Here is a 23,780-nt window from a genome sequence, read left to right as displayed (position 1 = left end):
GATAGCACCGTCGGCAGCTCTCAAAGAGACAGTCACTCCGACGCCTACAGCGACGCGGCCGCCGTCAGGCTGATTTCGATGGCACGCTCAACGTTGTTCTTGGCTTTCTCTGGGAGTTCCTCGTCCTCGGTTTCGCCCTTCTGTGTCCCCTCGACGAGGTTTCCGTCGACGGTACAGATAGCGCCTGAGCGCAGGCCCTTACGGCGACACAGGGAGAACAGCGCGGCGGCCTCCATCTCGACGGCCAGCAGGCCGGCGGCCTCCCAGTCGTTGATGTATTCGTCTGTCTCCGCGTAAAAGGCGTCGTCCGTGGCAATTGGGCCAACGTGAACGTCCTCGCCGTTTGCCTCGGCGGCGTCGACCAGCGATGAGAGTACGTCGTAGTCCGGCACGGCCGGGACAGCCTTGGATTCGTAGCGCTGGGACGTTCCCTCGTCCTTGGCCGCGCCGTTGGCGACGACCATGTCGCCGATCTCGATGCCTTCCTGCAGCGCGCCGGTCGTCCCGACGCGGATGAGCGTCTCGACGCCGACCGCCTCGAGTTCCTCGACGGCGATGGCCGTCGACGGCGAACCGATGCCGGTCGAACAGATCGTCAGTTCGCGGCCCTCATAGGTCGCGTTGACGAGTTTGTACTCGCGGTTTTCCGCAACGACCTCGTGGTCGTCACAGAGGCCAGCAATGCGGTCGACGCGTCCGGGGTCGCCCGGCACGAGCGCGATGTCCGTCAGGTCACCCGGTTCGACGAGTAGATGGGGTTGTTTCGCCATACAGGCCAGTCGCACGGAACTATTTAGTAGCCAGTGGATTCCCGTCGGTCGCAACAGTGAGGTAGGACGCCCAACAGAGAGGATGTATGGCAGACAATATCTCGCTGTTCGACAGACGGATGCGAGGGCCGGCGGGTATCGCTATCGCCGCGGGAATCGTCCTCGGACTGCTGACCGGCTATACCGTCGGCGCAGGAACACCGGACGGCCCCTCGTGGACTCTCGTCGTCCCGTTCGCGCTGCTTGCCAGCGTCTTCCTGTATCTCGGGGCCTACAGAAACCTCTCGAAGCGGGTCCGGGACACGTAGCTTACAGCTAGGTGACGAGCACTGGGATGAACAGCGCAAGCGCCGCTCCAAAAATGAACGCCGTGAGTGCCCACTGTTGGATGATCTCGTCAGCGTCGTCTCGAAGACTGCCACCGAATCGAGGCATGGCGATGCGAGCGAAAAAGTAGTAGATGAACGCGGAGATGCCCACAGCACCGATGGTATGTGGAATCAGCGGGACGCCGTTGAGTGAGATCGCCGTCGGAAGCACGAACGAGAGGCCAGCGACAACCGCGCTGTACAGCAGCGCCGCGACGAGGGCGGTGCCGTGATGGACGACGACGGCGAGGGGACGACTCACTGCACTCGGGTCAGTGCGGGTGAGTCCGGCCGCGGCAACGTACGCCGGCAGGTACCCCTCGTCCTGTGTCACCATCGGGATGTTCAACAACAGGCCGACGACCGCGCCGGCGACGACACAGACGAACGCCCACTGCGTGAGGGGGTAATCAAGCACGTGTCTCCCCTTGCTCGCGGTGCCAATGAGCATTGTGTCATGCGACCGTGGAGACACAGCGGGACAGTTCCAAGAACGGGTCCGAGGCCAGAACGGCCCGCTATCAGGAGAGTTGCACCGGGTGTCTCACCGAGCGCCAGCAAGCCTGTTGCAGCATCCGCGGCAGTGTCGTCTCGGAGCGACCATCGTCAGAGTTCAATTCACTCAATATAGTACACCACGATAGTATATATGTCGTCGTGCAGAAACATGTTGCAAGTTACACCATGACACAGCAGCGCTATCAGAACGGGAAGCAGGTGATCAGACGCTGGGACGAAGTTTTCAAGGCTGTTGCCGTTGAGCCGCGGCGACAGCTCATCGTCGCGTTGTTGGATGCCCACCCCGACGAGACAGTCCCCCTCCCCGAAAGTGCGATAAACCCAAACGTTCCGCAGGACCTGGAGGGTCTTCGGCAGGAGCTGTACCACTGTCATCTGCCGATGCTGTCCGACCACGAGTTCATTACGTGGGAAAGCGAGCCATTGGTTGCCGGTCGCGGCTCGCGGTTCGATGAGGTGGGCGTCGTGTTCGACTCGCTACAGTCCAACGCGACGGACGTTCCGGACTCGCTCGTGTTCGGGTGTCAGCGGCTCGAACGGGAACGGCAGGAGCGCTTCGACGATTCGGTCACAGAGTAGCCGCCCTCAGACCGGACTGAACAGGAACAGGACGATATTGTTCGTGGCCGGGCCGATGCCGACGGCCGTCACGACCGCGAGCAAGAGGCTCGCTTCGACGGGATCTTCTTCAAGATAGTCATCCAGCAGGAAGACGACCCCAATCGCCACAAGCAGCTTGACGAACACGAACAGCCAGCCTTTGCCGAGATATGGGGCCGTCGGGAGCGTGCCGGCGAACTCCATGATTCGGGCCGGGATCGGTGTTCGTTCCGTGATCCCAATAACGTCAGCGCCAACCGCCGTCGAGACGCCGTCAAGCATGTGCGCGAACACGACCGTCGGGGCCGCATAGCGCATCCGAACCACGACCGGTGTCCGCCACAGCGCAACCGCAAGCACCGTCACCGCGGTGACGACAGTCGCAACGATGACAGCGATAGTTGGCCAGATAAGCCCCAGCAGGCCGGACTCCAGTGCCATCACGACAGCGATGACGAGAAGTACCGTCAGGAGTCCGATGCCGATATACCCCAGATTCCGCGATATCGTCTCGCTGTGGCCGCGTCGAACGCTGAACAGCGTCAGCGTAACCCAGACGACGCCCAGCGTGACGAACGTCGTAAGATACACCGCCGGCGCGCCGAACAGCGGTGTGACCACCGGCCGGTACGCTTCAATCGGTGGCTGATGGAACGCGTGGAGTGCGCCGCCGAGCGCCATCCACGGCGTCAGGGCGACCACGGTCCGCTGGTTGATCGGTGGTTCGAGGGCGTACAACAGCGCTGTCACCACGAGCGTGCCCGCAAGCAGCGCCACAGTGTACTCAAGCGGCGGGAGCGCTAACCCCGAAGGCAGTACCATGTCCCCCACGCCGACTCCTATGAGGGAAAACCTTCCGAACGAGACTGACGGAGGTACTCACAGCCTGAGCGGCGACCGCTGGACGCCGAGGACAGAGAGATAGTGAACTGGCTACCGTCTGCCGCCCGCCGTCTTTACGTAGACACCACGTGTCACCCCGCGGTATGGACGATATACCAGACCGCATCGAACATACGGTCCTCGGACCGACGACGACACCGGCCGACGTGCGAACTTGCCTCGACGAGGCGCTACAGTACGGAATGCGGGCGTGCATCCCCCCGTGGGCGGTCCCGCTGGCGACTGAATACGCAAACGTCCCGCTCACGGCCGTCATCGACTTCCCACACGGTCAGGGTCAGACCGATAGCGTCTGTCAGGCGGCCAAACTGGCCTGGGACGCTGGGGCCGACGAACTGGATATGGTGTGTAACGTTGGGTTGTTAAAAGCTGGCGAGGACGACGCCGTTCGGGACCACATCACCGAAGTCGTCGCCAGCGTCCCAGTTCCCGTGAAGGTCATCGTCGAAGCGCCGCTGCTTTCCGATGCCGAACTCGAACGGGTCGGGCAACTCGTGGCTGATGCCGACGCCGCATATCTCAAGACTGCGACGGGGTTCAGCGAGGGCGGCGCGACGGTCCACGACGTGGAGATTCTCAGCAAGTACCTCCCGGTGAAAGCCAGCGGCGGCGTCGGGTCGTGGGCTGACGCCAAGGCGATGTTCGAGGCCGGGGCCGAGCGGATCGGCGCGTCGAGTGGCGATACCATCGTTCGAGAGTGGCAGGCCGAAACGGCGGGCGAAACCGTGACCGAGCCGGAATCAGACCGGGACGGCGCGGACACGACCGACGGCTACTGACCGGTCCAATCCGTCGCCCTTTTGCCGCCCTGGCGATAGTGTTTGGATGAATGGCCCGGTATCACATCGAGACGTACGGGTGTACCTCGAACAGAGGTGAGACCCAGCAGATCGAGCAGGCGCTCCGGGAGGGCGGGCACCACCCCGCCGACGGGCCGGAGTCCGCCGACGTGGCGATCCTCAACACCTGTACGGTGCTTGAGAAAACCGAACGCAACATGCTCGCGCGGGCCAAAGAACTCGATAGCGAAACGCCGGCCGACCTCGTCATCACGGGCTGTATGGCGCTCGCGCAGGGTGAGGAGTTCCAGAGCGCCGACATCGACGCCGAGGTGCTCCACTGGGACGATGTCCCACAGTACGTTCTCAACGGAGAATGCCCGACGATCACGCCGGATACCGAGACGGTGCTCAACGGCGTCGTCGGCATCCTCCCCATCGCTCGGGGCTGTATGTCAGACTGCTCCTACTGCATCACCAAGCAGGCGACCGGGCGAATCGAATCGCCCTCTGTCGAGGAGAACGTTGAGAAGGCCCGCGCGCTCGTCCACGCCGGCGCGAAGGAAATCCGTATCACCGGCCAAGATACGGGCGTCTACGGCTGGGATACGAATCAGGGCACGAGCCTTCTACCGGAGCTACTCGACCGCATCTGCTCCGACATCGACGGCGATTTCCGAGTTCGTGTCGGCATGGCGAACCCGAAGGGACTCCACGGCGTCCGTGAGGAACTCGCAGCGGTGTTTGCCGAACACGACGAACTGTACAACTTCATCCACGCGCCGGTCCAGTCCGGCAGCGACGACGTGCTGGCCGATATGCGCCGGCAACACGCCGTTTCGGAGTATCTGGAGGTCGTCGAGACGCTGGACGACCAGCTGGACTACTGGACACTGTCGACGGACTTCATTGTCGGCTTCCCGACCGAGGAGCCGGCCGACCACGAGCAATCGATGGCGCTGCTGCGCGAGACCCGCCCCGAGAAGATCAACGTCACGCGCTTCTCGAAGCGACCCGGCACCGACGCCGACGACATGAAAGGGCTCGGCGGCCAGATCAAGAAGGACCGCTCGAAGGAAATGAGCGAAGCGAAGATGGAACTGATGGCCGAGGCCTACGAGGAGATGGTCGGCCACACGTCTTCGGTGTTGCTCGTCGAGGATGGCACCAACGAGTCGCTGGTGGGCTACGACGAGGCCTACCGGCAGGTCGTCATTGCCGACGCACAGGAGCGGGGCCTGGAAATCGGCGACACGGTTGACGTGGAGATCACGAGCCACAACACCGTGTACGCCTTCGGCGAGCCGATCGAGCGGGCCCAGATAGCGGACTGACGGGTCCCCACATTTTCAGTCAGGACTGACCAGCCGCTCAGTCGCCACTGTAGGCTTTGCGAAGGAACGTTACCGCTCCGCCGAACATCGCAAGGTTCCCGAAGAAAGCCAGACGCTCGCCGCTCTGATCGTCCGGGTCAGCGTTCCAGAAGTCGTGCATCGTCGGGGTCACGACGGCAAGGAACGTGGCGACGGCACCGGTCGAAACACGGGGAAGCCGCCAGAATGCCGTCCCGAGCCCGCCGACCAGCATCATCCCCGAGGCCAGCGGGGCCAGCAAGTCTGGCGCGGGGACACCCGCCGACTCAGCGTACTCGATAGCGTCTTCCATGTCCCGGAAGTCCTCAGCGGCCTGAAGGGCCACGCCAAGGCCGAACAACAGTCGTCCAAGTGCAAGCCAGCTACGTGATGAGTCGTCACCCATATGCTATCGCATGGCACGACAGCTATTAAAACGTCACTCCAAGTCAGCGAGTCGTTCCACTTCTTCGTCGTCTTTCCACTCGCCGAGTTCCTTCGGGTCGACGTGAATGAACGCGTCGTCGACCTCCGGAAGCTCCTCGATTGATTTGATGACCGCCGTCTCGATGTCGTGGGCCTCAAACAGCGTCAGGTCACCTTCCACCTCGATGTGGAGGCTCACGTCGATTTCAGGGCCGACGTAGTGGGCGATAACGTCATGTGCGCCGCTGACCTTCGGGTGGTCCAGCGCGCGGCGGAGGATTTCGCGCCGAAGGTCCTCTGGCGGTGCGCCGCCAACGAGATACGTGACGTTTTCCTGCACGACCTCGATGCCAGTGTAGATGATGCCGATTGCGACGACGAGTGCGGCCAGCGGGTCGGCGATGGGGTAGCCGGCCATTGCACCGGCGACACCGACCAGCGCCGCTCCGGCAGTGAGGATGTCGTTGCGGTTGTCCTTCGCCGTCGCAATGAGCGCCGGGGAGTTACGGTCCGTGCCCGCGCGGAGACAGTAGCGGTAGAGGGCGTACTTCGCGACGGCCGAGAAGGCGAGCACGAGCACGGCGGCTGGCCCCTGTGTTACCGAGATGTTCCCGGTCAGCAGGGCAGTACCGGCGTTCCAGAGGACGAACCCGCCAGCGGCGAAGATACCCGCGGCAACGAACAGCGAGACGAACGGCTCGATGCGTTCGTGGCCGTGGGGATGCTCGAAGTCAGGCGGGCGCGTCGTCAGGTACAGCCCGGCAACGATGACCAGCGAGTAGGCGGTGTCAGCGGCGCTGTTGACCGCCTCGGACTGGACGGCGAAGCTTCCGGTAGTGAGCCAGACGCCGGCTTTCAGCAGCACGAGGAGAAGGTTGACGCCGAGAACGAGCAGGCCGACTCGCCTGAGCGTCGTGCGGCGTGACATTGCCCCTCCGTTGTTGGGCCGCCGTCAAAGCCGCTTCGACACTGAGCTACTCCTGTGGCCGAGGCCGAGACGCGAAGGTTGCCATCGCTGGCGAAAACGGGTCGTATACCGACTGGTGGCAGTTACAGTACACCTTGTCGGCGGCCTCGAATTTCGCGCTTCCAGGCGTCTTTTTGTACCCGGGATTACAGCAGAGGTGCGTACAGCGGTTCACCCATGCGATGAAATCCTCGGCGGTGGCCGCGTCCAGAAAGTCACGTATCTCACCGGCGAGGTCAGCATACTCGTCTTCACCGGCGACCATCTTCGAGACAGCGGGTGTCCGGAGCACCTGAACCTGAATCTCCTTGACGTCCTCGCCCTGTGAACGCCAGGTCGCGACCGCTGGCTTGCCGAGACCGTCGCTACCGATGTTGTTTCCCCACGACTCGTAGTTCTCGAAGTGCTCGACACGGAGTTTCTCTCCATCGGGCAGCTCAGATTGCCAGTCATACGTCGTCTTCGACCTGAGAAACCCGTCGCGCTCAGGGTCCGGTTCGAGTCCCGGGGCGACTTCGAGCCCGCAGTACTGGAACCACTGCTGAGAGTACGTCACGCCGCCCAGTTCACCGCTGGCGAGACGGAAGGTATCACCGCCCGCTGTCACTTCTGATACGGACGGCCACATCCCGCGGAGTGCGACATCGGATATCTCCAGGGGGACAATCGGCATCGGCCGGTTCGCTGGGCCAGCGATATTCCGGATGCCGACATAGGACACAGTACCGCCACCGACGCCACCTTGGTCGGTCGTTGCGTCGACTGCGAGGCCGCCGACAGTCGTCACCCCTGACAGCGCACTGGCGCCGACCAGTCCTTTGACGAAGCGGCGGCGACCGGACGGAGCTGGGTACTTGTCACGCTGGCCGTGATTTGGAGGGCCTTCTTGCGTCATAGGACCATGCGACAGTTTGGCAGCCACTGAAAAAGGCCCACCCGATGCTTTTCAGCTACCGGAAATCGGCTGTTTCACCGCATCTCTACAGACGAAGACGGCATCTCGGTCGGTACGGCCGGGACGGCCAGGGCTACTGGATTCGGACAGCTCCGTCCTCCGGAGCGGTCGTTCCGTCCTGTGACGCGAACGCAGCGTAGAGCCGGTCGTACGTCTCTTCGACAGCCTCGACGATGACTTTCGTATCACTGATGACCGGCATAAAGTTGGTGTCGCCGTTCCACCGCGGCACGACGTGGGTGTGGAGGTGGTCGTCAATCGAGCCGCCGGCCGCCGAGCCGCCGAGATTCAGCCCTGCGTTGAACGCGTCCGGGGAGAGTGCAGTTTCGAGAGCGTCGAAGGTCCGCTGTTTCAGTCGGGCGTGGTCGAGCAGGGTCTCGTCGTCAAGGTCACCGTACTCGCCGGTGTGAGTATGGGGAATAACCATCACGTGTCCGGGATTGTACGGGTAGTTGTTCAGGAGGACAAAGGCGTGGTCGCTTCGCGCCACGAGGTTGTTCGCTCGGTCGTCGTCCTGTGCCTGAAACGCACAGAACACGCAGTCGACATCAGGGTCCGTCTTTTCGCGTTCGACCCACTCGATGCGCCACGGCGCAAACACCTTGTCCATACCGCCAGTTGTCGACCCACCAGCAAAAACGACATGACCGATACCGCGAATGTAGTATATAAAAGTGTTGGCCGTTCACGCAAGCTGACCGGGTTTTGTGGGCTCAGGAGGGCTTTTAAACATTCTCGGCGCACCTAAGCTCTCCTTCGGAAGAAATCGACTGCCGTCTGGCGATAAACAGTGCTAAACGGACCAGAACTGATGGTGGTTTTTATACTCTCTACCCGGCTTGTATCAGACGGGATGGCAGCGATAAACGACGGCGTTGACATGGCCGAACACTGTTCGACGTGTGACCGTGAGACACCGCACGCCGTGCGTGTCCAGATACAGACAGAATCCGATAAACGCGAAAACGCGGCGTTTTCCCGAGAGCCGTATCGGGTTAGCGAGTGTCAAATCTGTGGGACAACCACGTCGACACGGATGAACAACGCTTAACCATCCCACACCCCCCACCCCACCCTTTCCGTACGCCACGCGGTCTCTGACTGCGTGGCCACACACCCCCCACCCCACCCTTTCCGTACGCCACGCGGTCTCCGACTGCGTGGCTACACACCCCCACCCCACCCTTTCACACGAACCACATAGTGATGCGGCTGACGGGACTCGAAAACAGTAGTCCGGTATCACCGGGCGGGTTCGAAGTCGGTGTCGCGCTACCGAGAGCGCGTCGTTACTTCACAGCCGTCCTCAGTGATGATGACGGTGTGCTCCTTCTGGCTGACGTACGCGCCGTCCTGCTCTTTGAGTACCGGGTAGCCGTGGACAATGTCCTGCTGTTTCAGGCGGCGAAGCGCCATCTCCGCTCGCGGCGAGTCGAGCCAGCGTGCGGCAAACGGCAGCGTGCGGTACTCATCGGTGATCTGTTCGAGGACCTGTCGGGCCTGCCGGTTCCGGACTGATCCTTCCCGTTCGAGGGCGAAAATCTCCTCGTCAGCCCCTTCCTGCACTTTGCCGCGGCCGTCGGTGGCGAACGGCTCGATAGCGACCACGTCACCCACGTCGAGCGTCGCACCCTGTGCCACTTCGCGGTTCGGGATGTTCGGCGACGTGTGCTGTTCCCAGTGACCGAGTCCGTGGCCGGTGAGATTCACGACGGGGTTGTAGCCGTACCCTTCGATGACCTCCTCGACGGCTGCGCCGATCTGGCCCACATCAACACCCGGGCCGGCAACGTCCAGCGCGGCGTCCAAGGCCTCTTCGGGGGCTTTGGCGAGTTCGTCCTGCCCGGAGAGGTCGACCGTCACGGCGGTGTCGGCGAGCCACCCATCGACGTGGACGCCGATGTCGAGGTTGACCATCTCTTCGCCGAACGTCGCGTCGTCGTCGCGCTCGGGAGTAGCGTGAGCGGCCTCCTCGTCGATAGAGATGTTCACCGGGAACGCTGGCTTGCCGCCCAGTTCCCGGATCTTGTCCTCGGCCCACTGGGCGACTTCGAGGTGAGAGACGCCCACCTCAACGCGTTCGGCCGCCTCGTCGCGTACCTGTGCTAGAATTTCGCCCGCTTCGCGGCATTTCTCGTACTGCTCGGAATCGAAGTCCACGTCAGTCATGCACGCCGGTTAGTCGGTGGCGGGCAAAGGGGTTTCCCTCTGCTATTTCGTCGCGGTCTGCATTGCGGCGGTGTTCCGTTCGGCCCCGGTATGGCCGGCATGGTCGAGAACGATGACGCCGGCACGTCCACCGGTCGCGTCCTCGAACTCGGCGATGGCTTCTTCGGCGGCCTGTTTCGGGCCGTACGTGTCCAGTAGTTCGACAGCGCGGCGAGCCACCCCGAACCGGGCGATAGCCTCCCCTTCGCCGGTCGCGCTCGCACCACCGCGGCCGTCCGCGTAGAAGCCGGCCCCGACCTGTGGCACATCGCCGACTCGACCGGCCAGCGCGTACCAGCGCCCGGCGGTCGACGTCGCCGCGGCGAGCCGGTCCCCGTCGGTCGCAACCGCGCCGACGGTGTCAGTGCCGCTGAAATGCTCACGGACCCAGTCGAGGTGGTCAGCGGGGCCACCGTCGGGCGGGTCCGCGCGCTCGTATCGCTGTCGCGTCTCTGCAGTCGTGAGGTCCCGGCCGGTTTCGACACCTGTGCCAGCCGCGAACTCAACGGCCTCGTCGCCGGCAAGGAGGACGTGTGGCGTCTCAGTTGCCACAGTATGGGCTACATCCGCGGCGTGTACAACGCCAGACATTGCACACGCCGCTCCGACCCCGCCGTCGTCGGTCATCAGTCCAGCGTCAGTCCGGACTTCGCCGTCGCTCTGGATTGCCCCACCGACGCCGGCATTGAATGCTGGGTCTGATTCAAGTGGCCGAAGCGCGGCCAGCACCGCGCCCATCGGACGCGCCGCCTCCGTTGCCTGTTCAGCGGCATCGGTAAGCGTTTTTTGTCGGGTGGCCGGTGACTCTGGTGGACTGCCCGCGCCGCCGTGGACGATGACGTGCATGCGGACCCGTTGACACACGAAAGGCATATCACCTCCGACCATTGCGATAGTGACGTGCTGGCGTGCGGTCGTGCCCTTTCTTTACGCACTGTGTTACCACGTCTGAGGGAAAGCGGCACGCCTTTAGGGGCGACTGTCAATTGGCGGAATATGGGCTACGATTACGACAAAGTGGAGGTTCCCGACGAGGGACAGCAGATTCAGGTCACGGAGGACGACGAACTCGACGTTCCGGAAAACCCGATTATCCCTATCATCCACGGGGACGGTATCGGGACCGACGTGGGTCCGGCCGCACAGAAAGTGCTCGAAGCCGCGGCGAACGCAACCGGTCGTGACATCTCTTGGATGCGCATCTACGCCGGCCAGTCCGCCCGAGACAAGTACGACGAGAACCTCCCTGATGACACCGTCGAAGCCATCAAAGAGTTCAACGTCGCTATCAAGGGCCCGCTAACGACACCGGTCGGCGCTGGCTTCCGCTCGCTGAACGTCGCACTTCGCAAGACGCTCGACCTCTACGCGAACGTTCGCCCGACCTATCACATCGAGGGCGTCCCGTCACCGGTCAAAGACCCCGAGGAGATGGACATGGTCACCTTCCGGGAGAACACCGAGGACGTCTACGCCGGCATCGAGTGGGAGGCCGGCACCGACGAAGTCGAGGAGGTCAAGGAGTTCGTCGAGGACGAGATGAACTTCGACGAGACCATCCACGACGGCCCGGTCGGCATCGGCGTCAAGCCGATCACCGAGTTCGGGACCAAGCGCCTCGTCCGTGAGGCCATCGACTACGCCCTCGAAGAGGACCGCGACAGCGTCACGCTGGTCCACAAGGGCAATATCATGAAGTTCACTGAGGGAGCCTTCCGTGACTGGGGCTACGAGGTCGCCGAAGAGGAGTACGGCGAGCACGTCATCACCGAGGACGAGCTGTGGGACGAGTACGACGGCGAGGCGCCCGAGGACTCACTGGTCGTTAACGACCGCATCGCCGACAACATGCTCCAGCAGCTCCTGACCCGTACCGACGAGTACGACGTCATCGCGACGATGAACCTCAACGGGGACTACATGTCCGACGCTGCCGGCGCACAGATCGGCGGCCTCGGCATCGCCCCCGGTGCGAACTTCGGTTCGGCCCGCTGTCTCGCAGAGCCGGTCCACGGCTCCGCGCCGAAGTACGCCGGCGAGGACAAGGTCAACCCGACCGCAATGATCCTCTCCGGCCGCCTCATGCTCGAATACATGGCCTGGAAGGACGCCGGCCAGCTCGTTCGTGACGCCGTCGAGGAGACCATCTCCTCTGGCAACGTCACCTACGACCTCGAACGCCAGATCGAAGGCGGTACGAAGCTCGCCACCAGCGAGTTCGCCGAGAAGGTCGTCGAAAACATCGAGAAACTTGCATAAGCAAGTTTCTGGGCTCTGGCGGCAAAGCCGCCAGAACATCGAGAAGCTCGCATAAGCGAATCGCGCTGACCACCCGAACTCTACATTTTTAGTGCGCGTTACAGCCCGAAAGTGACGACACAGGCGAGTATCATTTGGAGAACAGCGCTATCTCTCGGGAGTTGCGTTTCTTATGCAGCACAGCCGTCCGAGAAGCGTTACTCGGTCAGCGGCATAACTACGCCAAACACGAGCGGCGAGAGAAGTCCGACGAGAATACCGAGCATTTCCATGTCGACTAGCAGGGTGTCGCCCCAGGCGGGGAGCGTCCCGAGAACGGCGCTTCCGGCGACTTCGCCCGCGATGCCGAGGAGGAACAGCCCTGCCCCGAGCATGAACCCGCGCTTCGCGAGTGTCGCGTAGTCCGCGTTCCAGTTTTGACTCATACAGGTCCGTCCTCGTGGACCTACTAAGCTCTCTCGGATCGAAAGAGCTACAAATGCGTTCGGAATGATATCTGGGCACACATGGTCTCAGAATCGGTTCCAGAGCTACTTGAACTCCTGCTCTCGACGCTACTCGCAGCTGGGCTAACCGTTGGCGGGGCACTCACCGAACAGGCCGCTCTCGCCGACCTGTCCGGCGGCGTCTCCGCGTTCGCTACCTGGGAGGTGTACATGGGCCTGGTCCTCCTGTACGCCGGCTATACCCTCGCATCGCGGCGAGTGTTTCCCGCGCTCGGCAGCGCCTGAGTGTTCGCTGCAGGCAGACTCTTAGTCCTGAAGCGACCGCTGAGTTGTATTTTCGACCCACTCCGGCTGTCTCACTGTCGTCGACCCGATGTGTCGGAGCCGCATCTCTTGGGAGACACGAACCTGTCGGTCGCTCCGTTTAGCATCGAAGGCCAGCCGAAACGCCGAAACGGTGCCATCGTGATTGACGCGAAGTCGGACGGAGACGTTGCGGGGGTCGCTCACGAACAGCGGTGTGTTGAGTCTGTCAGGGTTCCGAAAGCGGGTGCCGACGAGGACGACGCCGCTGTCACTTCGGTCTGCAACGGAGAGAGCGACGGCTTCTCCGACGCCACGTATCGTCCGGCGCTCCGAGAGGTCCGAGACCGGGCCGTCGTCGCGGACAGACCACTTGACTTGGCTGCGGCGGTTCACTCGCTCGTCGTACTGGGCCGCAACGATGGAACCGTTAGTCCAGTAGTCAATGCGGGTGGTGAACGTGTTCAACTCCGTGCCGTTCTGGCGGAACCGACCTGCGTACGTCGTCTTGTTCACCGCGACGTAGCGGGTGTGGTTGGACCGCCGGAGTACTGTCCCGTTGCTGTCAGTGACCCACTGGCGAGTGACCAGCGTGTAATTCGTCGTCGCAAGCGTCCGCTCGTGGGTGCTGGCCAGCGTTGACGGAACCACTGCGTCGTCGCTCACGCCCGGCGGATACCCGACCCCGTCGGTCGGCACCGCTGCCGGCGTGACCGTCTCGGGACTGTCTTGCTGGACGAACCCAGAACAGCCGGCGAGTACGAGCGCGAGCGTCACGATAGCAACCACTGCTCGCGTCATTGGTTACCATACAGCTGGAGGGCTCAAACAGTTGTGGTTAGTCCTGCCAGTCCGGATTCGGCCTCGGCGGACTAAATACGTCGATACCACGGACCGGCTCCTCGCCGTCGTTGCGCGCCTCGTGTGGTTCCTCGCTCGGGACCACGTAGGAGTCACCGGGACCAATGACGTACTCCTCGCCGTTAACGTGGAAGGTAAAAGTTCCCTTCACAACGTAGCCGACCTGCTCGTGGCGGTGGCTGTGCTCCGGGACGGCCGCGCCGGGTTCGATATGAAACTGCTGGACGCTCATCTCCTCTCCGACGGCCATCTGTGTCAGGTGCACGCCGTCGACTGCTTCGACTGTCTCACAGGCCGCCTGTGGTACTTCTTCCATGCTCAGCTATGTCATGTCCGCCGCACCTAATCCTTCGTCCCCCGGCATCGGACGTCGGTGGATTCAGTACCGTCCGGCCCTGACGGAGAGGTATGTATGCGGTCGTCGGGTGTAGTGAGTGCAGCGCGCTGTGGGTCACCGAGGGGCGACCGGAGACGACCCAGTGCCCGCGGTGTGGCACGCGCCGCAAACACGAGAAGCGTCGGAAGTTCGTCGAGACAGACGACGAGGCCCACGCCCGAGAGGTTCGGGCGTCGATGCTTGCGAACCGCCAAGGGGAGGGCGACGCCTTCGCGGAGTTGGACTCCTACGCCGAGATGGAGCGGCAGGTCGACGACGCGGGCGTGGACGACAAGACGTATCTCGAAGATTCGGGGGTGGACACCGACGCCGTGTCGGCGGCTGCCGACCGCGCCGAACAGGGAGCGACGGGCGGGTCGAGCCGTAAGGAGACGGTCACGAACGCGTTGCGGGCACTGGACGAGCCGACCGAAGACGATATCGTGGGCTACGCCGAGGAGCGTGGCGTCCCGGCGTCGTACACCCGGAAGGCGTTGAAAAAGCTGGTTCGTGCCGGCGAGGCATCGGAGAGTCGGGGGCACTACCGGCTGCTATGACCGCAACACTGGATTTCGAGCCCGGACCGGTCGCAGTCGGGACGCTCGTCGGTCTCTCGGGACTGCTGTTCTTGCTCACGCCAGTCGTCGAACCCGTCGCAGTCGGCTCGTTGCGGGTGAGCACGGTTGCGCTCTCGGCGGTCGTTCTCACGCTCGGGTTCGCGCTGGGCACGGTCGTGTTCGCTCGCCGGGGCCGCCGGCTGTTCGCCATCGCACACGGTGTCTTCGCCGTCGCGTGGGCGCTGCTCGTGCTCGGTCCGTTGTTGGGCGAGGAAGCACTCCTGCTCGCCGGCGTCGTCGTGCTCGTTGCGGGTGCCGGCTTTCTGGTGAGTCAGAGCCGGCAGTGATGACAGACCGCCCCGAAGCCGGGACTACCGCCCGAGGTCAGCGTGCGCCGAGGAGAGGTGGCGCGAGGACAGCGCCGCAAGCAAAGAGAGTTCGCCGGCCAGCGCGCCGGCGGCAATAACTTCGGCGAGCGCGTCGGCGTTGCTCCCGGCGGGGTCGCCGCCACCGCTGTACCCCAGCACGTCCAGCGCTTCGGACTGGGTTGGCAGGCCCGTCCCGCCGCCGACGGTCCCGACCTCCAGCGATGCGATGGTGACCGAGGCGTACAGGCCGTCCTCGCGGGCGTCGACCGTCGTGATAGCGTTGCTCCCTTCGACGACCTGTGCCATATCCTGCCCGAGCGCGAGGAAGGCGGCGGCGACGACGTTGGCGGCGTGAGCGTTGAATCCTAACGCACCGGCCTTTGCGGAGCCGACGAGGTTCTTTCGGGTGTTGGCCTCGACGATGGCGTCGGAGGTCGTATCGAGTCGGTCCTCGACCTGCTCATGGGGAATCAACACGTCCGCGGCGACGGTGCGGCCACGCCCCTCGACGGCGTTGATGGCAGCGGGCTTCTTATCCGAACAGAGGTTGCCCGAGAGCGCCACGAGGTCGGCCGGCGTCTCGGTCTCGACGACATCGCAGGCCGCCTCTGTTGCGATGGTCGCCATGTTCATCCCCATCGCGTCTTTGGTGTCGTAAGAGAAGCGCAGGAAGACGCTGTCGCCGACGACGTAGGGTGTCACGTCCTGTAGCTCGCCGTGGCTCGTCGTTGATTCGGCGGCGTCGGCGAGGACATCGACGTGTTCGCGGACCCAGGCCGACACCTCGCCCGCCTCAGCCACGTCCTCGACGCGGAACACCGGCGCGCGGGTCATTCCGGATTTGAGGACGCGGGCGGTCGCGCCGCCGGCGTTGCGGATGGTCGAGACGCCGCGGTTAACCGAGGCCAGCAGCGCGCCCTCGCTGGTCGCCAGCGGGAGGTGGTGGTCACCCTCGGCGGCCCCGCCGTCGACGGGCAGCGGGCCGACAACACCCATCGGGACCTGTGCCGCGCCGACCATGTTTTCAATGTTGCTCTCGGCGTCGGCGGCGTCGAACGTGTAGTCGCCGACCGCAGAGAGGTCCGTGTCGGTCTCCTCGGCCAGCAGGTGTCTGCGGGCCGCCGCCGCAACGTCGGGCTCGGCGTGGTCTTCCAGTTCGTAGAGCCGCAACTCACCGTCACGAACGCGCTCTGCGAGCGCGACGACGTCGGAGTCGGTCATACTGACCGGTGTGGCTTCGGGACTCCTAACAGTTGCTCTTGGCAGGCCAAGCGTTTTGCAGTCGCCGCGCCCGGAGTCTGTATGGTCGACCGCGTATTCACGAACTGTGAGGTACGGCCGCTATCCGGCGACGACCCGGCGTCCGCGGTTGCAGTGACGGACGGCACGGTTACCGCCGTCGGTGACCCGGACGAACTCTTGACAGCGGGTGCTGAGACCGTCGATTGTCGCGGTGGCGTGCTGTTGCCCGGCTTCGTCGACGCCCACACGCATCTTGACATCGTCGGCCGGCGTACGGTCGAAGCCGACCTCGCCGGGGCAGACGGCCCGGACAACTGCATCGACCGGCTGCTGGCGGCCGACGACGGCGAGGGCTGGATTCTGGGATTTGGCTACGACGAGAGCGACTGGGACGGAGACTTGCTGCAAGCGGCGACGCTGGACCGGGTGAGCGCTGATCGCCCGGTCGCGGCCGCGCGCGAGGATATCCACACGGTGTCGGTAAACCACGCCGCGCTGGACGTACTGGACTTGCCCGGCGACGGCGTTCGGACCGAGGACGGAGCGCCGACCGGCGTGCTCGTCGAGGAAGCCGCCGAGGCCGTCTTCGACGCTATCGCGCCCGACTACACGCAGACCCGAGAGTACCTGCTGGCCGCACAGGAGGTGGCTCTCTCTGAGGGAATCACTGCCGTCCACGACATGGTACGGCAGTCTCACGCCCCGCGGGTGTACCGCGATCTAGACACCGAGGACGCCCTCTCCCTGCGGATTCGGCTCAACTACTGGGTAGACCACCTCGACGCCATACGGGAACTCGGCTTAGTGACGAACCACGGGAGCGACCGAGTGCAAACGGGCGCTATCAAGGCGTACATCGACGGGTCGCTCGGGGCCGGAACCGCGCGGCTCCGGGACCCCTACGCCGACAGCGACAGCGTCGGCGAGTGGCGAACGGACCCAGATGCCCTCCGGGAACTCGTGTCAGCGGTGGACGACGCGGGCCTCCAGTTCGCCGCCCACGCCATCGGCGACGCGGCTATCGACGCGCTGCTTTCGGCTATCGAATCAATCGACGCCGCGGACGAGCGCCACCGCGTCGAACACACCGAGGTGCTCACGGGCGATCTGGTGGAGCGACTGGCGGCGTCGCCGCTGGTCGTTTCGGCCCAGCCGAATTTCCACCGCTGGGCGGTGCCGGGCGGCCTGTACGACGAGCGACTCGGCGAGCGCCGCGCGCTGACGAACCGGTTCCGCGACCTCGTGGATGCCGGCGCACAACTGGCCTTCGGGAGCGACTGTATGCCACTTTCCCCGCTGTATGGTGTTCAGCAGGCCGTTACCGCGCCGGAGCCGAGCCAGCGACTGACAGTCGGCAAGGCGCTCCGGGCGTACACCAGCGGTGCTGCCTATGCGGGCTTCGACGAGGACCGGATGGGCACAGTCACACCGGGGTCGGTCGCGGATTTCGCTGTGCTATCGGCCTCGCCGTGGGAAGTACCGAACGGGAAGATTTCGGACATAGACGTCACAATGACCGTCAGCGCCGGGGGCATCGTATTCGACTCCGGGGACTGAATCAAACAAAGGGCGGTATCGAAGCGCCGCGGTTCTTGTTGTTCGGTAACAAACAACTTGATTCAGCAATACGGGATATAGAACCGGATAAGTCGCCAAAGCCGGATATAAAACCAGAGCGGTCACCAACCACGGAAACAAAAGTATAGTGTCCACCGATATTGGATACACAATTTTCTCCGCCACCAACTAGCTTCTTTGAAGATAAAATCTTTTCACGGAGTAGTTACGAAGTGTGAGTACCCACAGGTGGATACAACGTGCCCGAAATGGAAACCGCCGCGTTCGAGACGGATCTTAGCCTCTTCAAGTATGACAACCTCGAGCAGCTCCCGCCGTCGTACCGGGACCTCGATGCGGACGAGCGGACCGAACGCATCGAGAGCGCGCTCGCCGAGCTTGGCGATGATGTGGTCATCCTCGGCCACAACTACCAGCGACAGGAGATTGTCGAACACGCCGACTTCATCGGCGACTCCTACCAGCTCTCGAAAGAAGCCGCCCAGTCCGACGCCGACTACGTGATTTTCGGCGGCGTGACGTTCATGGCCGAATCCGCAGACATCATCACGGACGACGACCAGTCCGTGATTCTCCCGTCGATGGAGGCCTCCTGCCCGATGGCCGGCATGGCCGAGGCGCTGCAGGTCGACGCCGCGTGGGCCGAACTGACCGCGGCGCTCGACGACGACGAGGAAATCATCCCAATCACGTACATGAACAGCTACGCCGACCTGAAGGCCTTCTGCGCCGAGCAGGGCGGCCTGGTCTGTACCTCCTCGAACGCGCACAAGGCCTTCGAGTACGCCTTCGAGAAGGGCGACAAGGTGCTGTTCTTGCCCGACAAACACCTCGGTGAAAACACGGCACACCGGCTCGGCATGGCCGACGAAACCGTCGAGTGGGATCCCTGGGACGCCGAGGGGACCGACGCCGCTGACGCCGTCGAAAACGACGTCATCCTCTGGGAGGGGTACTGCCAGGTCCACGAGCGGTTCCGAGAGCACCACATCGAGTCCATCCGCGAGGACTACCCCGACGCGAACGTCATCGTCCACCCCGAGTGTCGCCGCGAGGTCGTCGAGGCCGCCGACGTGGCCGGCTCCACGTCGACTATCTGTGAGTCCGTCGCCGAGGCCGACCCCGGCGAGACGTGGGCCATCGGCACGGAGATTCACCTCACGCACCACCTCCAGCGGTGGCATCCCGACGTGAATGTCGTCCCGCTGTGTGGCGACGCCTGCATGGACTGCAACGCCATGCGCCAGATCGACCCGAACTACCTCGCGTGGGTGCTTGAGGAACTGGTCGAGGGCCGCGAGCGCAACGTCATCGAAGTCGCGCCCGAGGAGAAGGAACTGGCACAGGTCGCGATGGACCGAATGCTGGAGATCTGACCATGACGGACGACCCGATTACGACGGATGTGCTGGTCATCGGTTCCGGTATCGCCGGACTGGCGGCAGCGCTCGCTGCGGCCCGCGAAGGCGACGACGTGACGCTTGCCACGAAGGCGACCCGCCCGGAAGGCTCCTCCTCCTGGTGGGCACAGGGCGGCATCGCCATCTCCCGAGATACGCCCGAAGAATTCAAAGACGACATCATGGCCGCCTCCGACGGCACCGCCGACCCCGACGCCGTCGATGTGCTGGTCGAGAATGCCAACGAGGCCGTCGAGGACGTGCTGCTTGAGACCTTGGACGTCGAGTTCGACCAGAACGGCTCGGGCCACGACTTCACCCGCGAGGCCGCCCACAGCGAAGACCGCATCCTCCACGTGGACGCCTCGACGGGCAAGCACATTCACGTCCCGTTCCTGAACTACATCGACGACCACGACGGCGTGGAGATTCTGGACGACACCGCCGCGCTCGAACTCATCCGTCACGAGGGGCGGGTCCACGGCGCGATGCTCGAATCCGACGGCGAGGTCGACCCGTACTTCGCCGGCAGCGTCGTGCTGGCGACCGGCGGCATCGGCGACCTCTACCCGCGGACGACGAACCCCGACAACACGACCGGTGACGGCATCGGCATGGCCGCGCTCGCCGGAGCCGAGGTCGAGGATATGGAGTACGTGCAGTTCCACCCCACGGCCTGTACGCTCGATAGCGAGCCACCCCGTGGCTCGGACGGAGGCGGTGGAACCGCCGGAGCGGGCGATGTCGCGTTCCTCGTCAGCGAAGCCGTCCGCGGTGAGGGCGGCCTGCTACGGAACGGCGACAATGAGCGGTTCATGCCCGACTACCACGCTGACGCCGAACTCGCGCCCCGCGACGTGGTGGCCCGGGCAGTCAAAGCCGAGCGGGAGGCGACGGGCGAAGTGACGCTCGATGTCTCGCCGCTCGACTTCGACGAGGAGTTCCCGAACCTCGCCGAGCGCTGTACGGAACACGGTGTCGACTGGGAAGACGGCATCCCGGTCGCGCCCGCCGAGCACTTCCTCTGTGGCGGCATCAACGTCGACGACCGCGGCCGGACGACGCTGGACCGACTGTACGCCGTCGGCGAGTGCTCCCGGACCGGCGTCCACGGTGCGAACCGCCTCGCCAGCACGTCCCTGCTTGAGGGACTGGTCTGGGGCTTGCGGGCCGGCAAAGACGCTGCCGGGGCCGACCCGGAGCCAATCGAAGCGCCGGAACTGCTCGAACGGGACCCGGACCTGCCAGAGCGGTTTGCCCGCGACAAGTTCCAGCGGCTGACCCGCGTGATGGCCGAGAACGTCGGCGTCGAGCGCGACCCCGCGGACCTCCAGCGCGCGATGGCCGTCCTCCGCCGGCTCAAGGGCGAAGTGGATGCCTACGTCCGTACCCGAACCAGCCGCTCGCTGTACGAACTCCGCCACGCGAGCGTCACCGCCCTGTTGATCGCGCGCCACGCCGCCGAAAACGAGGAGAGCGTCGGCACGCACAATCTCGTGGACGCGAGCGAGGAGCCGCCGGAGTCCACGGCCGACTGATGCTTACCGACAGTGACATCGAGCGGTGGCTCCGCGAGGACGTGGGCCACCACGACGTGACCAACGATGTACCCGGGACGACCGAGGGCCGTCTGGTAGCGAAAGCGTCCGGCGTGGTGGCGGGCCTCGACGCCGCCACCGCGGTGTTCGAGTATCTGGACTGCGCGGTGGAGACATCGGTCGACTCCGGGTCCGCCATCGACGCTGGCGACGTAGTGCTTCGCGTCGACGGCCCCGCGCAGTCGGTGCTCCGCGGCGAGCGCGTCGCCGTGAACATCACAGGTCACGCTTCAGGCGTGGCGACGAAGACCCGTGCCGCCGTCGACGCGGCGGAATCCTCTACGACAGATTCCACACCCTGTATCGCCGGCACCCGAAAGACAACCCCCGGACTGCGCGGCATCGAAAAGCGAGCGGTGGCGGCTGGCGGCGGCGACACCCACCGGCTCGACCTCTCACACATGGTGATGGTCAAGGACAACCACATCGCCGAAATGGGCCTCGTTGACGCTATTGAGCACTTCCGCGAGCGAGTCTCCTTCGCAACAAAACTCGACGTCGAAGTCGAAGCCCCGGAGGACGCGACGCGGGCCGCGGAAGCCGGCGCAGACATCGTCTTGCTGGATAATATGTCCCCCGGCGAGACCGAGCGGGCTGTCGACCTCGTAGCGGCGTCAGATGCCGATGCGCTCACCGAAGCCAGTGGCGGTATCACCGTCGCGGACGTGCCGGCCTACGCCGAGACAGGTGTGGACATCATCTCGATGGGGTCGCTGACCCACTCCGCGCCGACGCTGGATTTCTCCTTCCGAACGGGCTGAGTCCCGGTTACTCCGGCCGACTCGACGAGGATTCAGACCTGAGTTCGGGCGGGAGTTCGAGTTGCTTGATACCGGCCCGGTCATCGATTTGGAACCGGTACAGCGCTGTGGCCTCCGTCTCGGCCGCCCGCTCGAACACGTCAGGCTTCCATGAAGTGTCAATCTGGTCTTCGATTGCCCTGCGTTCGTCGTCAGGGACTCGCTCGATGGTCCCCGTCAGCAGGACGCTGCGCCAGTTGAACGTCGTCTCGATATCATAAATGAGGAACCGGGCAACGTCTGCCTGGTCGCTCACCGTCACCTTCCGGCTGTCGCTACCGAGAACGTAGACGAAATAGAGCGCAGACTCGCCGTCGTACCAGAAACTGAGCGGGCGCAATAGCGGCGCGGAGTCGGTTGGGACGCCGAGCACGCCGATACTCTTGCGTTCGAGCGTCTTTTCGATATCCCCGCTGTCCATCTGGAGCATCCCGTACTCTTCTAGTTGCTCAAATGTCATGCCAGCACTTGTCGGTAGATAATCATAAAGCCACAGGGCGCTGGCTCGGGGGTCGCTATTCACCACGCGGTGGGACGCTATACAGTCCGTCTCAGTCCAGTTGGCGGGCCAGCATCACCTCGTCGACCAGTTCGCCCCGAATTTCGTAGTGGTCAGTGCGGACAGCCTCAGTCGCCCAGCCGACCGCCTTCAGAAAGTCGATTGCTCGCTCGTTCGTCGCCGGCAGGCTGTTGTACACCTTCCGACAGCCACGGCTTGCGGCCCATTCGACCCCGCGGTGAAGCAGGTGACTGCCGATACCATGGCGTCGGTACGTCTCCATCACGCCGAGCGTGAGTTCGGCCGTCGACGCGAGTTCGTCCACTTCGGACATGGCGACGTGGACCCAGCCGACAACATCGTCGTCCACCGTGGCGACGAACACGACGCGACAGCGGTTGGGACCCCACCGGACGAGCGTGTCCTCGTAGGCCAGTTGCTCCGCGACGCCGGCCGCGATAATATACGGCGCTTCACTGGTCACGTCGCGTATCGTGCCGACGACGCCGGAGAGGTCCGACGGCCGGGACGGGCGTATCTCGTAGCTAACGCCGGCTTCGTAGTGTTCGGCCGTCTCACCGCCATGAAGTGCCACGGTGAGCTTCCCGTCCTCGGTGGCCTCGATGAGGTCGTCCCGTTTGAGAATGGAGACGTGGTGCTGGAACCGCTCGGGGTCGACACTGATAGCTTCGGCCACCTCGGCGGGCGCGACAGGGCCGTTCCGTTCCACAAACCGGTACACGTCGGACCGCTCACCGCCGAGTTCGAGGTCTGTTGGGGACGGCATCTCGCTATGGCCCACTGATGACTGTATCTACTTGAAGCTACCCGGCACCGTCACCTGCAGTTGCAGGCCGCCTTGCCAGCAGCGCTGCCGTGGCCGCCGGTGAAACCGGCTGGAACAGGTGTCTGTGTCGCAGAAAACTGGCACGTCCGCGTGACGCTTTTGTATGGTCGTGGCTCATTCTCGACTATGCCAGACGCGGTCCGCCGCTGTCCCGAAGACGGCTTCTTCGAGGGCGACACGTGCCCGGTTTGTGACGGAGCTGGGACCCACATTCTCGACGGCGCACGGCGACGACAGCTCTCGAAGTTCGTCTCGGGCGCGCTCAGACATTTTCCCGAAGACGCAGGCATCGAGGTAGACAAAGCGGGGTGGACGGGCTTCGATGCCCTCCGTGTCGCAGTCGAGCGACAGTACGACTGGGCTGATGCTGCGGCACTGGCCGGCGTCATCGCCACGGACCCGAAAGGGCGATTCGAGCGGACGAGCGTCGGCAATGAAGCAGGAATTGCGACCGCTGGCGGCCGTGTTCGCGCGGCATACGGGCATTCCGTTGACGTGACCCTCGACGGGACCGATGACCCCGTTCCGGCGACGCTGTACCACGGGACCGCCCCGCGGAACGTCGATTCGATACGCGAGGCGGGACTGAAGCCGATGAGCCGCCAGACGGTCCACCTTTCCGAATCCGCCGCGGCGGCCCGGGAGGTGGGGCGTCGCCACGCCGCCGACCCCGTCGTGTTTGTCGTCGACGCCACGGCAATGCAGTCCGATGACCGCCGAATCGTCAAGCGCGGAACCGAGACGTACACAACTGACCGCGTGTCGCCGGTGTACCTTTCGCTGCTCGAAAAATAGCGTG

The 23,780-nt window shown here is 64.1% G+C and carries 29 protein-coding genes; 14 read left to right on the top strand and 15 right to left on the bottom strand.

Annotated elements, in window-relative coordinates; translation table 11 throughout:
- Positions 1-44: 44 nt before the first annotated feature.
- The gene (locus G9463_RS06530; RefSeq protein ID WP_165896286.1) at positions 45-770 is read right to left on the bottom strand and encodes a nucleoside phosphorylase; all 726 of its coding nucleotides are present in this window, start codon (positions 768-770) and stop codon (positions 45-47) included.
- An 86-nt stretch (positions 771-856) separates the two neighbouring features.
- Here G9463_RS06530 and G9463_RS06525 point away from each other — a divergent pair, with 86 nt between their 5' ends.
- A complete protein-coding gene (locus tag G9463_RS06525) occupies positions 857-1,078 on the top strand; it encodes a hypothetical protein (protein ID WP_004963795.1) in 222 nt (73 codons plus the stop codon).
- A 7-nt stretch (positions 1,079-1,085) separates the two neighbouring features.
- Here G9463_RS06525 and G9463_RS06520 read toward each other — a convergent pair whose 3' ends face one another.
- On the bottom strand, positions 1,086-1,589 hold the full coding sequence (locus G9463_RS06520; protein WP_165896285.1) for a hypothetical protein: 504 nt from the start codon (positions 1,587-1,589) through the stop codon (positions 1,086-1,088).
- 233 nt (positions 1,590-1,822) lie between these two features.
- Between G9463_RS06520 and G9463_RS06515 the strand changes: the two genes are divergently transcribed.
- The gene (locus G9463_RS06515) at positions 1,823-2,236 is read left to right on the top strand and encodes a hypothetical protein (RefSeq protein ID WP_165896284.1); all 414 of its coding nucleotides are present in this window, start codon (positions 1,823-1,825) and stop codon (positions 2,234-2,236) included.
- Between the two features lie 6 nt (positions 2,237-2,242).
- Here the strand turns inward: G9463_RS06515 and G9463_RS06510 are convergent, their stop codons facing one another.
- A complete protein-coding gene (locus G9463_RS06510; protein ID WP_007189047.1) occupies positions 2,243-3,079 on the bottom strand; it encodes a DUF63 family protein in 837 nt (278 codons plus the stop codon).
- A gap of 164 nt (positions 3,080-3,243) precedes the next feature.
- Here G9463_RS06510 and deoC point away from each other — a divergent pair, with 164 nt between their 5' ends.
- Both deoC and G9463_RS06500 read left to right on the top strand, forming a co-directional pair.
- Complete coding sequence (gene deoC, locus G9463_RS06505; RefSeq protein ID WP_007189048.1) at positions 3,244-3,939, top strand: deoxyribose-phosphate aldolase; 696 nt, start codon at positions 3,244-3,246, stop codon at positions 3,937-3,939.
- A 50-nt stretch (positions 3,940-3,989) separates the two neighbouring features.
- Positions 3,990-5,273: a tRNA (N(6)-L-threonylcarbamoyladenosine(37)-C(2))-methylthiotransferase gene (locus G9463_RS06500; protein WP_165896283.1), complete on the top strand. Its 1,284-nt coding sequence runs from the start codon at positions 3,990-3,992 to the stop codon at positions 5,271-5,273.
- A gap of 37 nt (positions 5,274-5,310) precedes the next feature.
- Here G9463_RS06500 and G9463_RS06495 read toward each other — a convergent pair whose 3' ends face one another.
- The 4 genes from G9463_RS06495 to G9463_RS06480 form a co-directional block, all read right to left on the bottom strand.
- Entirely contained in the window at positions 5,311-5,697 is a 387-nt protein-coding gene (locus G9463_RS06495; RefSeq protein ID WP_004963811.1) for a DoxX family protein, read from the bottom strand.
- A 33-nt stretch (positions 5,698-5,730) separates the two neighbouring features.
- Positions 5,731-6,645 carry a cation diffusion facilitator family transporter gene (locus G9463_RS06490; RefSeq protein WP_165896282.1) on the bottom strand — a complete coding sequence of 305 codons (915 nt, stop codon included), beginning with the start codon at positions 6,643-6,645 and terminating at the stop codon, positions 5,731-5,733.
- A 46-nt stretch (positions 6,646-6,691) separates the two neighbouring features.
- A complete protein-coding gene (locus tag G9463_RS06485; RefSeq protein ID WP_165896281.1) occupies positions 6,692-7,579 on the bottom strand; it encodes a Rieske 2Fe-2S domain-containing protein in 888 nt (295 codons plus the stop codon).
- 133 nt (positions 7,580-7,712) lie between these two features.
- Positions 7,713-8,249 carry an HIT domain-containing protein gene (locus G9463_RS06480; RefSeq protein ID WP_165896280.1) on the bottom strand — a complete coding sequence of 179 codons (537 nt, stop codon included), beginning with the start codon at positions 8,247-8,249 and terminating at the stop codon, positions 7,713-7,715.
- 243 nt (positions 8,250-8,492) lie between these two features.
- Here G9463_RS06480 and G9463_RS23970 point away from each other — a divergent pair, with 243 nt between their 5' ends.
- A complete protein-coding gene (locus G9463_RS23970) occupies positions 8,493-8,690 on the top strand; it encodes a hypothetical protein (protein WP_004518623.1) in 198 nt (65 codons plus the stop codon).
- 221 nt (positions 8,691-8,911) lie between these two features.
- On the opposite strand, the gene map is transcribed toward G9463_RS23970, so the two are convergent.
- Positions 8,912-9,808, bottom strand: coding sequence for a type II methionyl aminopeptidase (gene map, locus G9463_RS06470; protein WP_004963823.1), 897 nt, complete (start codon positions 9,806-9,808; stop codon positions 8,912-8,914).
- Between the two features lie 42 nt (positions 9,809-9,850).
- On the bottom strand, positions 9,851-10,693 hold the full coding sequence (locus tag G9463_RS06465) for an isoaspartyl peptidase/L-asparaginase (RefSeq protein ID WP_165896296.1): 843 nt from the start codon (positions 10,691-10,693) through the stop codon (positions 9,851-9,853).
- 150 nt (positions 10,694-10,843) lie between these two features.
- Between G9463_RS06465 and icd the strand changes: the two genes are divergently transcribed.
- Positions 10,844-12,106, top strand: a complete 1,263-nt coding sequence (gene icd, locus G9463_RS06460; protein WP_165896279.1) for an isocitrate dehydrogenase (NADP(+)) — start codon at positions 10,844-10,846, stop codon at positions 12,104-12,106.
- A gap of 197 nt (positions 12,107-12,303) precedes the next feature.
- Here icd and G9463_RS06455 read toward each other — a convergent pair whose 3' ends face one another.
- A complete protein-coding gene (locus G9463_RS06455; protein ID WP_007189053.1) occupies positions 12,304-12,531 on the bottom strand; it encodes a hypothetical protein in 228 nt (75 codons plus the stop codon).
- A gap of 81 nt (positions 12,532-12,612) precedes the next feature.
- On the opposite strand from G9463_RS06455, the gene G9463_RS06450 reads away from it, so the two are divergent.
- Entirely contained in the window at positions 12,613-12,837 is a 225-nt protein-coding gene (locus G9463_RS06450) for a hypothetical protein (RefSeq protein WP_165896278.1), read from the top strand.
- 21 nt (positions 12,838-12,858) lie between these two features.
- Here G9463_RS06450 and G9463_RS06445 read toward each other — a convergent pair whose 3' ends face one another.
- Complete coding sequence (locus tag G9463_RS06445) at positions 12,859-13,656, bottom strand: hypothetical protein (protein WP_165896277.1); 798 nt, start codon at positions 13,654-13,656, stop codon at positions 12,859-12,861.
- A gap of 37 nt (positions 13,657-13,693) precedes the next feature.
- On the bottom strand, positions 13,694-14,032 hold the full coding sequence (locus tag G9463_RS06440) for a cupin domain-containing protein (RefSeq protein ID WP_004963841.1): 339 nt from the start codon (positions 14,030-14,032) through the stop codon (positions 13,694-13,696).
- 92 nt (positions 14,033-14,124) lie between these two features.
- Here G9463_RS06440 and G9463_RS06435 point away from each other — a divergent pair, with 92 nt between their 5' ends.
- Together G9463_RS06435 and G9463_RS06430 are read left to right on the top strand one after the other, a co-directional pair.
- Positions 14,125-14,649, top strand: a complete 525-nt coding sequence (locus G9463_RS06435) for a DUF5817 domain-containing protein (protein WP_004963843.1) — start codon at positions 14,125-14,127, stop codon at positions 14,647-14,649.
- Positions 14,646-14,996 carry a hypothetical protein gene (locus G9463_RS06430; RefSeq protein WP_004963847.1) on the top strand — a complete coding sequence of 117 codons (351 nt, stop codon included), beginning with the start codon at positions 14,646-14,648 and terminating at the stop codon, positions 14,994-14,996. Before G9463_RS06435 ends, G9463_RS06430 begins: the two co-directional genes overlap by 4 nt.
- Positions 14,997-15,020: 24 nt before the next feature.
- Here the strand turns inward: G9463_RS06430 and hmgA are convergent, their stop codons facing one another.
- A complete protein-coding gene (gene hmgA, locus G9463_RS06425; RefSeq protein WP_011224791.1) occupies positions 15,021-16,238 on the bottom strand; it encodes a hydroxymethylglutaryl-CoA reductase (NADPH) in 1,218 nt (405 codons plus the stop codon).
- Positions 16,239-16,319: 81 nt separating this feature from the next.
- Between hmgA and G9463_RS06420 the strand changes: the two genes are divergently transcribed.
- From G9463_RS06420 to nadC, 4 genes are all read left to right on the top strand, one after another.
- A complete protein-coding gene (locus G9463_RS06420) occupies positions 16,320-17,816 on the top strand; it encodes an amidohydrolase (protein ID WP_165896276.1) in 1,497 nt (498 codons plus the stop codon).
- A 269-nt stretch (positions 17,817-18,085) separates the two neighbouring features.
- The gene (gene nadA / locus G9463_RS06415; RefSeq protein ID WP_174789895.1) at positions 18,086-19,213 is read left to right on the top strand and encodes a quinolinate synthase NadA; all 1,128 of its coding nucleotides are present in this window, start codon (positions 18,086-18,088) and stop codon (positions 19,211-19,213) included.
- Positions 19,214-19,215: 2 nt separating this feature from the next.
- Positions 19,216-20,775 (top strand): L-aspartate oxidase, encoded by a 1,560-nt coding sequence (locus G9463_RS06410; protein ID WP_165896275.1) that lies wholly within the window; start codon positions 19,216-19,218, stop codon positions 20,773-20,775.
- Positions 20,775-21,596, top strand: a complete 822-nt coding sequence (gene nadC, locus G9463_RS06405) for a carboxylating nicotinate-nucleotide diphosphorylase (protein ID WP_165896274.1) — start codon at positions 20,775-20,777, stop codon at positions 21,594-21,596. Before G9463_RS06410 ends, nadC begins: the two co-directional genes overlap by 1 nt.
- A 7-nt stretch (positions 21,597-21,603) precedes the next feature.
- Here nadC and G9463_RS06400 read toward each other — a convergent pair whose 3' ends face one another.
- A complete protein-coding gene (locus tag G9463_RS06400; protein WP_004963863.1) occupies positions 21,604-22,095 on the bottom strand; it encodes a pyridoxamine 5'-phosphate oxidase family protein in 492 nt (163 codons plus the stop codon).
- Positions 22,096-22,186: 91 nt separating this feature from the next.
- Positions 22,187-22,921 (bottom strand): bifunctional helix-turn-helix transcriptional regulator/GNAT family N-acetyltransferase, encoded by a 735-nt coding sequence (locus G9463_RS06395; protein WP_165896273.1) that lies wholly within the window; start codon positions 22,919-22,921, stop codon positions 22,187-22,189.
- 186 nt (positions 22,922-23,107) lie between these two features.
- Here G9463_RS06395 and G9463_RS06390 point away from each other — a divergent pair, with 186 nt between their 5' ends.
- Positions 23,108-23,776: an RNA 2'-phosphotransferase gene (locus G9463_RS06390; RefSeq protein ID WP_165896272.1), complete on the top strand. Its 669-nt coding sequence runs from the start codon at positions 23,108-23,110 to the stop codon at positions 23,774-23,776.
- Positions 23,777-23,780: the final 4 nt, after the last annotated feature.

The sequence above is a fragment of the Haloarcula sp. JP-Z28 genome (assembly GCF_011440255.1).
GTDB lineage: Archaea > Halobacteriota > Halobacteria > Halobacteriales > Haloarculaceae > Haloarcula > Haloarcula marismortui.
This window is presented reverse-complemented; position numbering and strand designations above follow the sequence as displayed.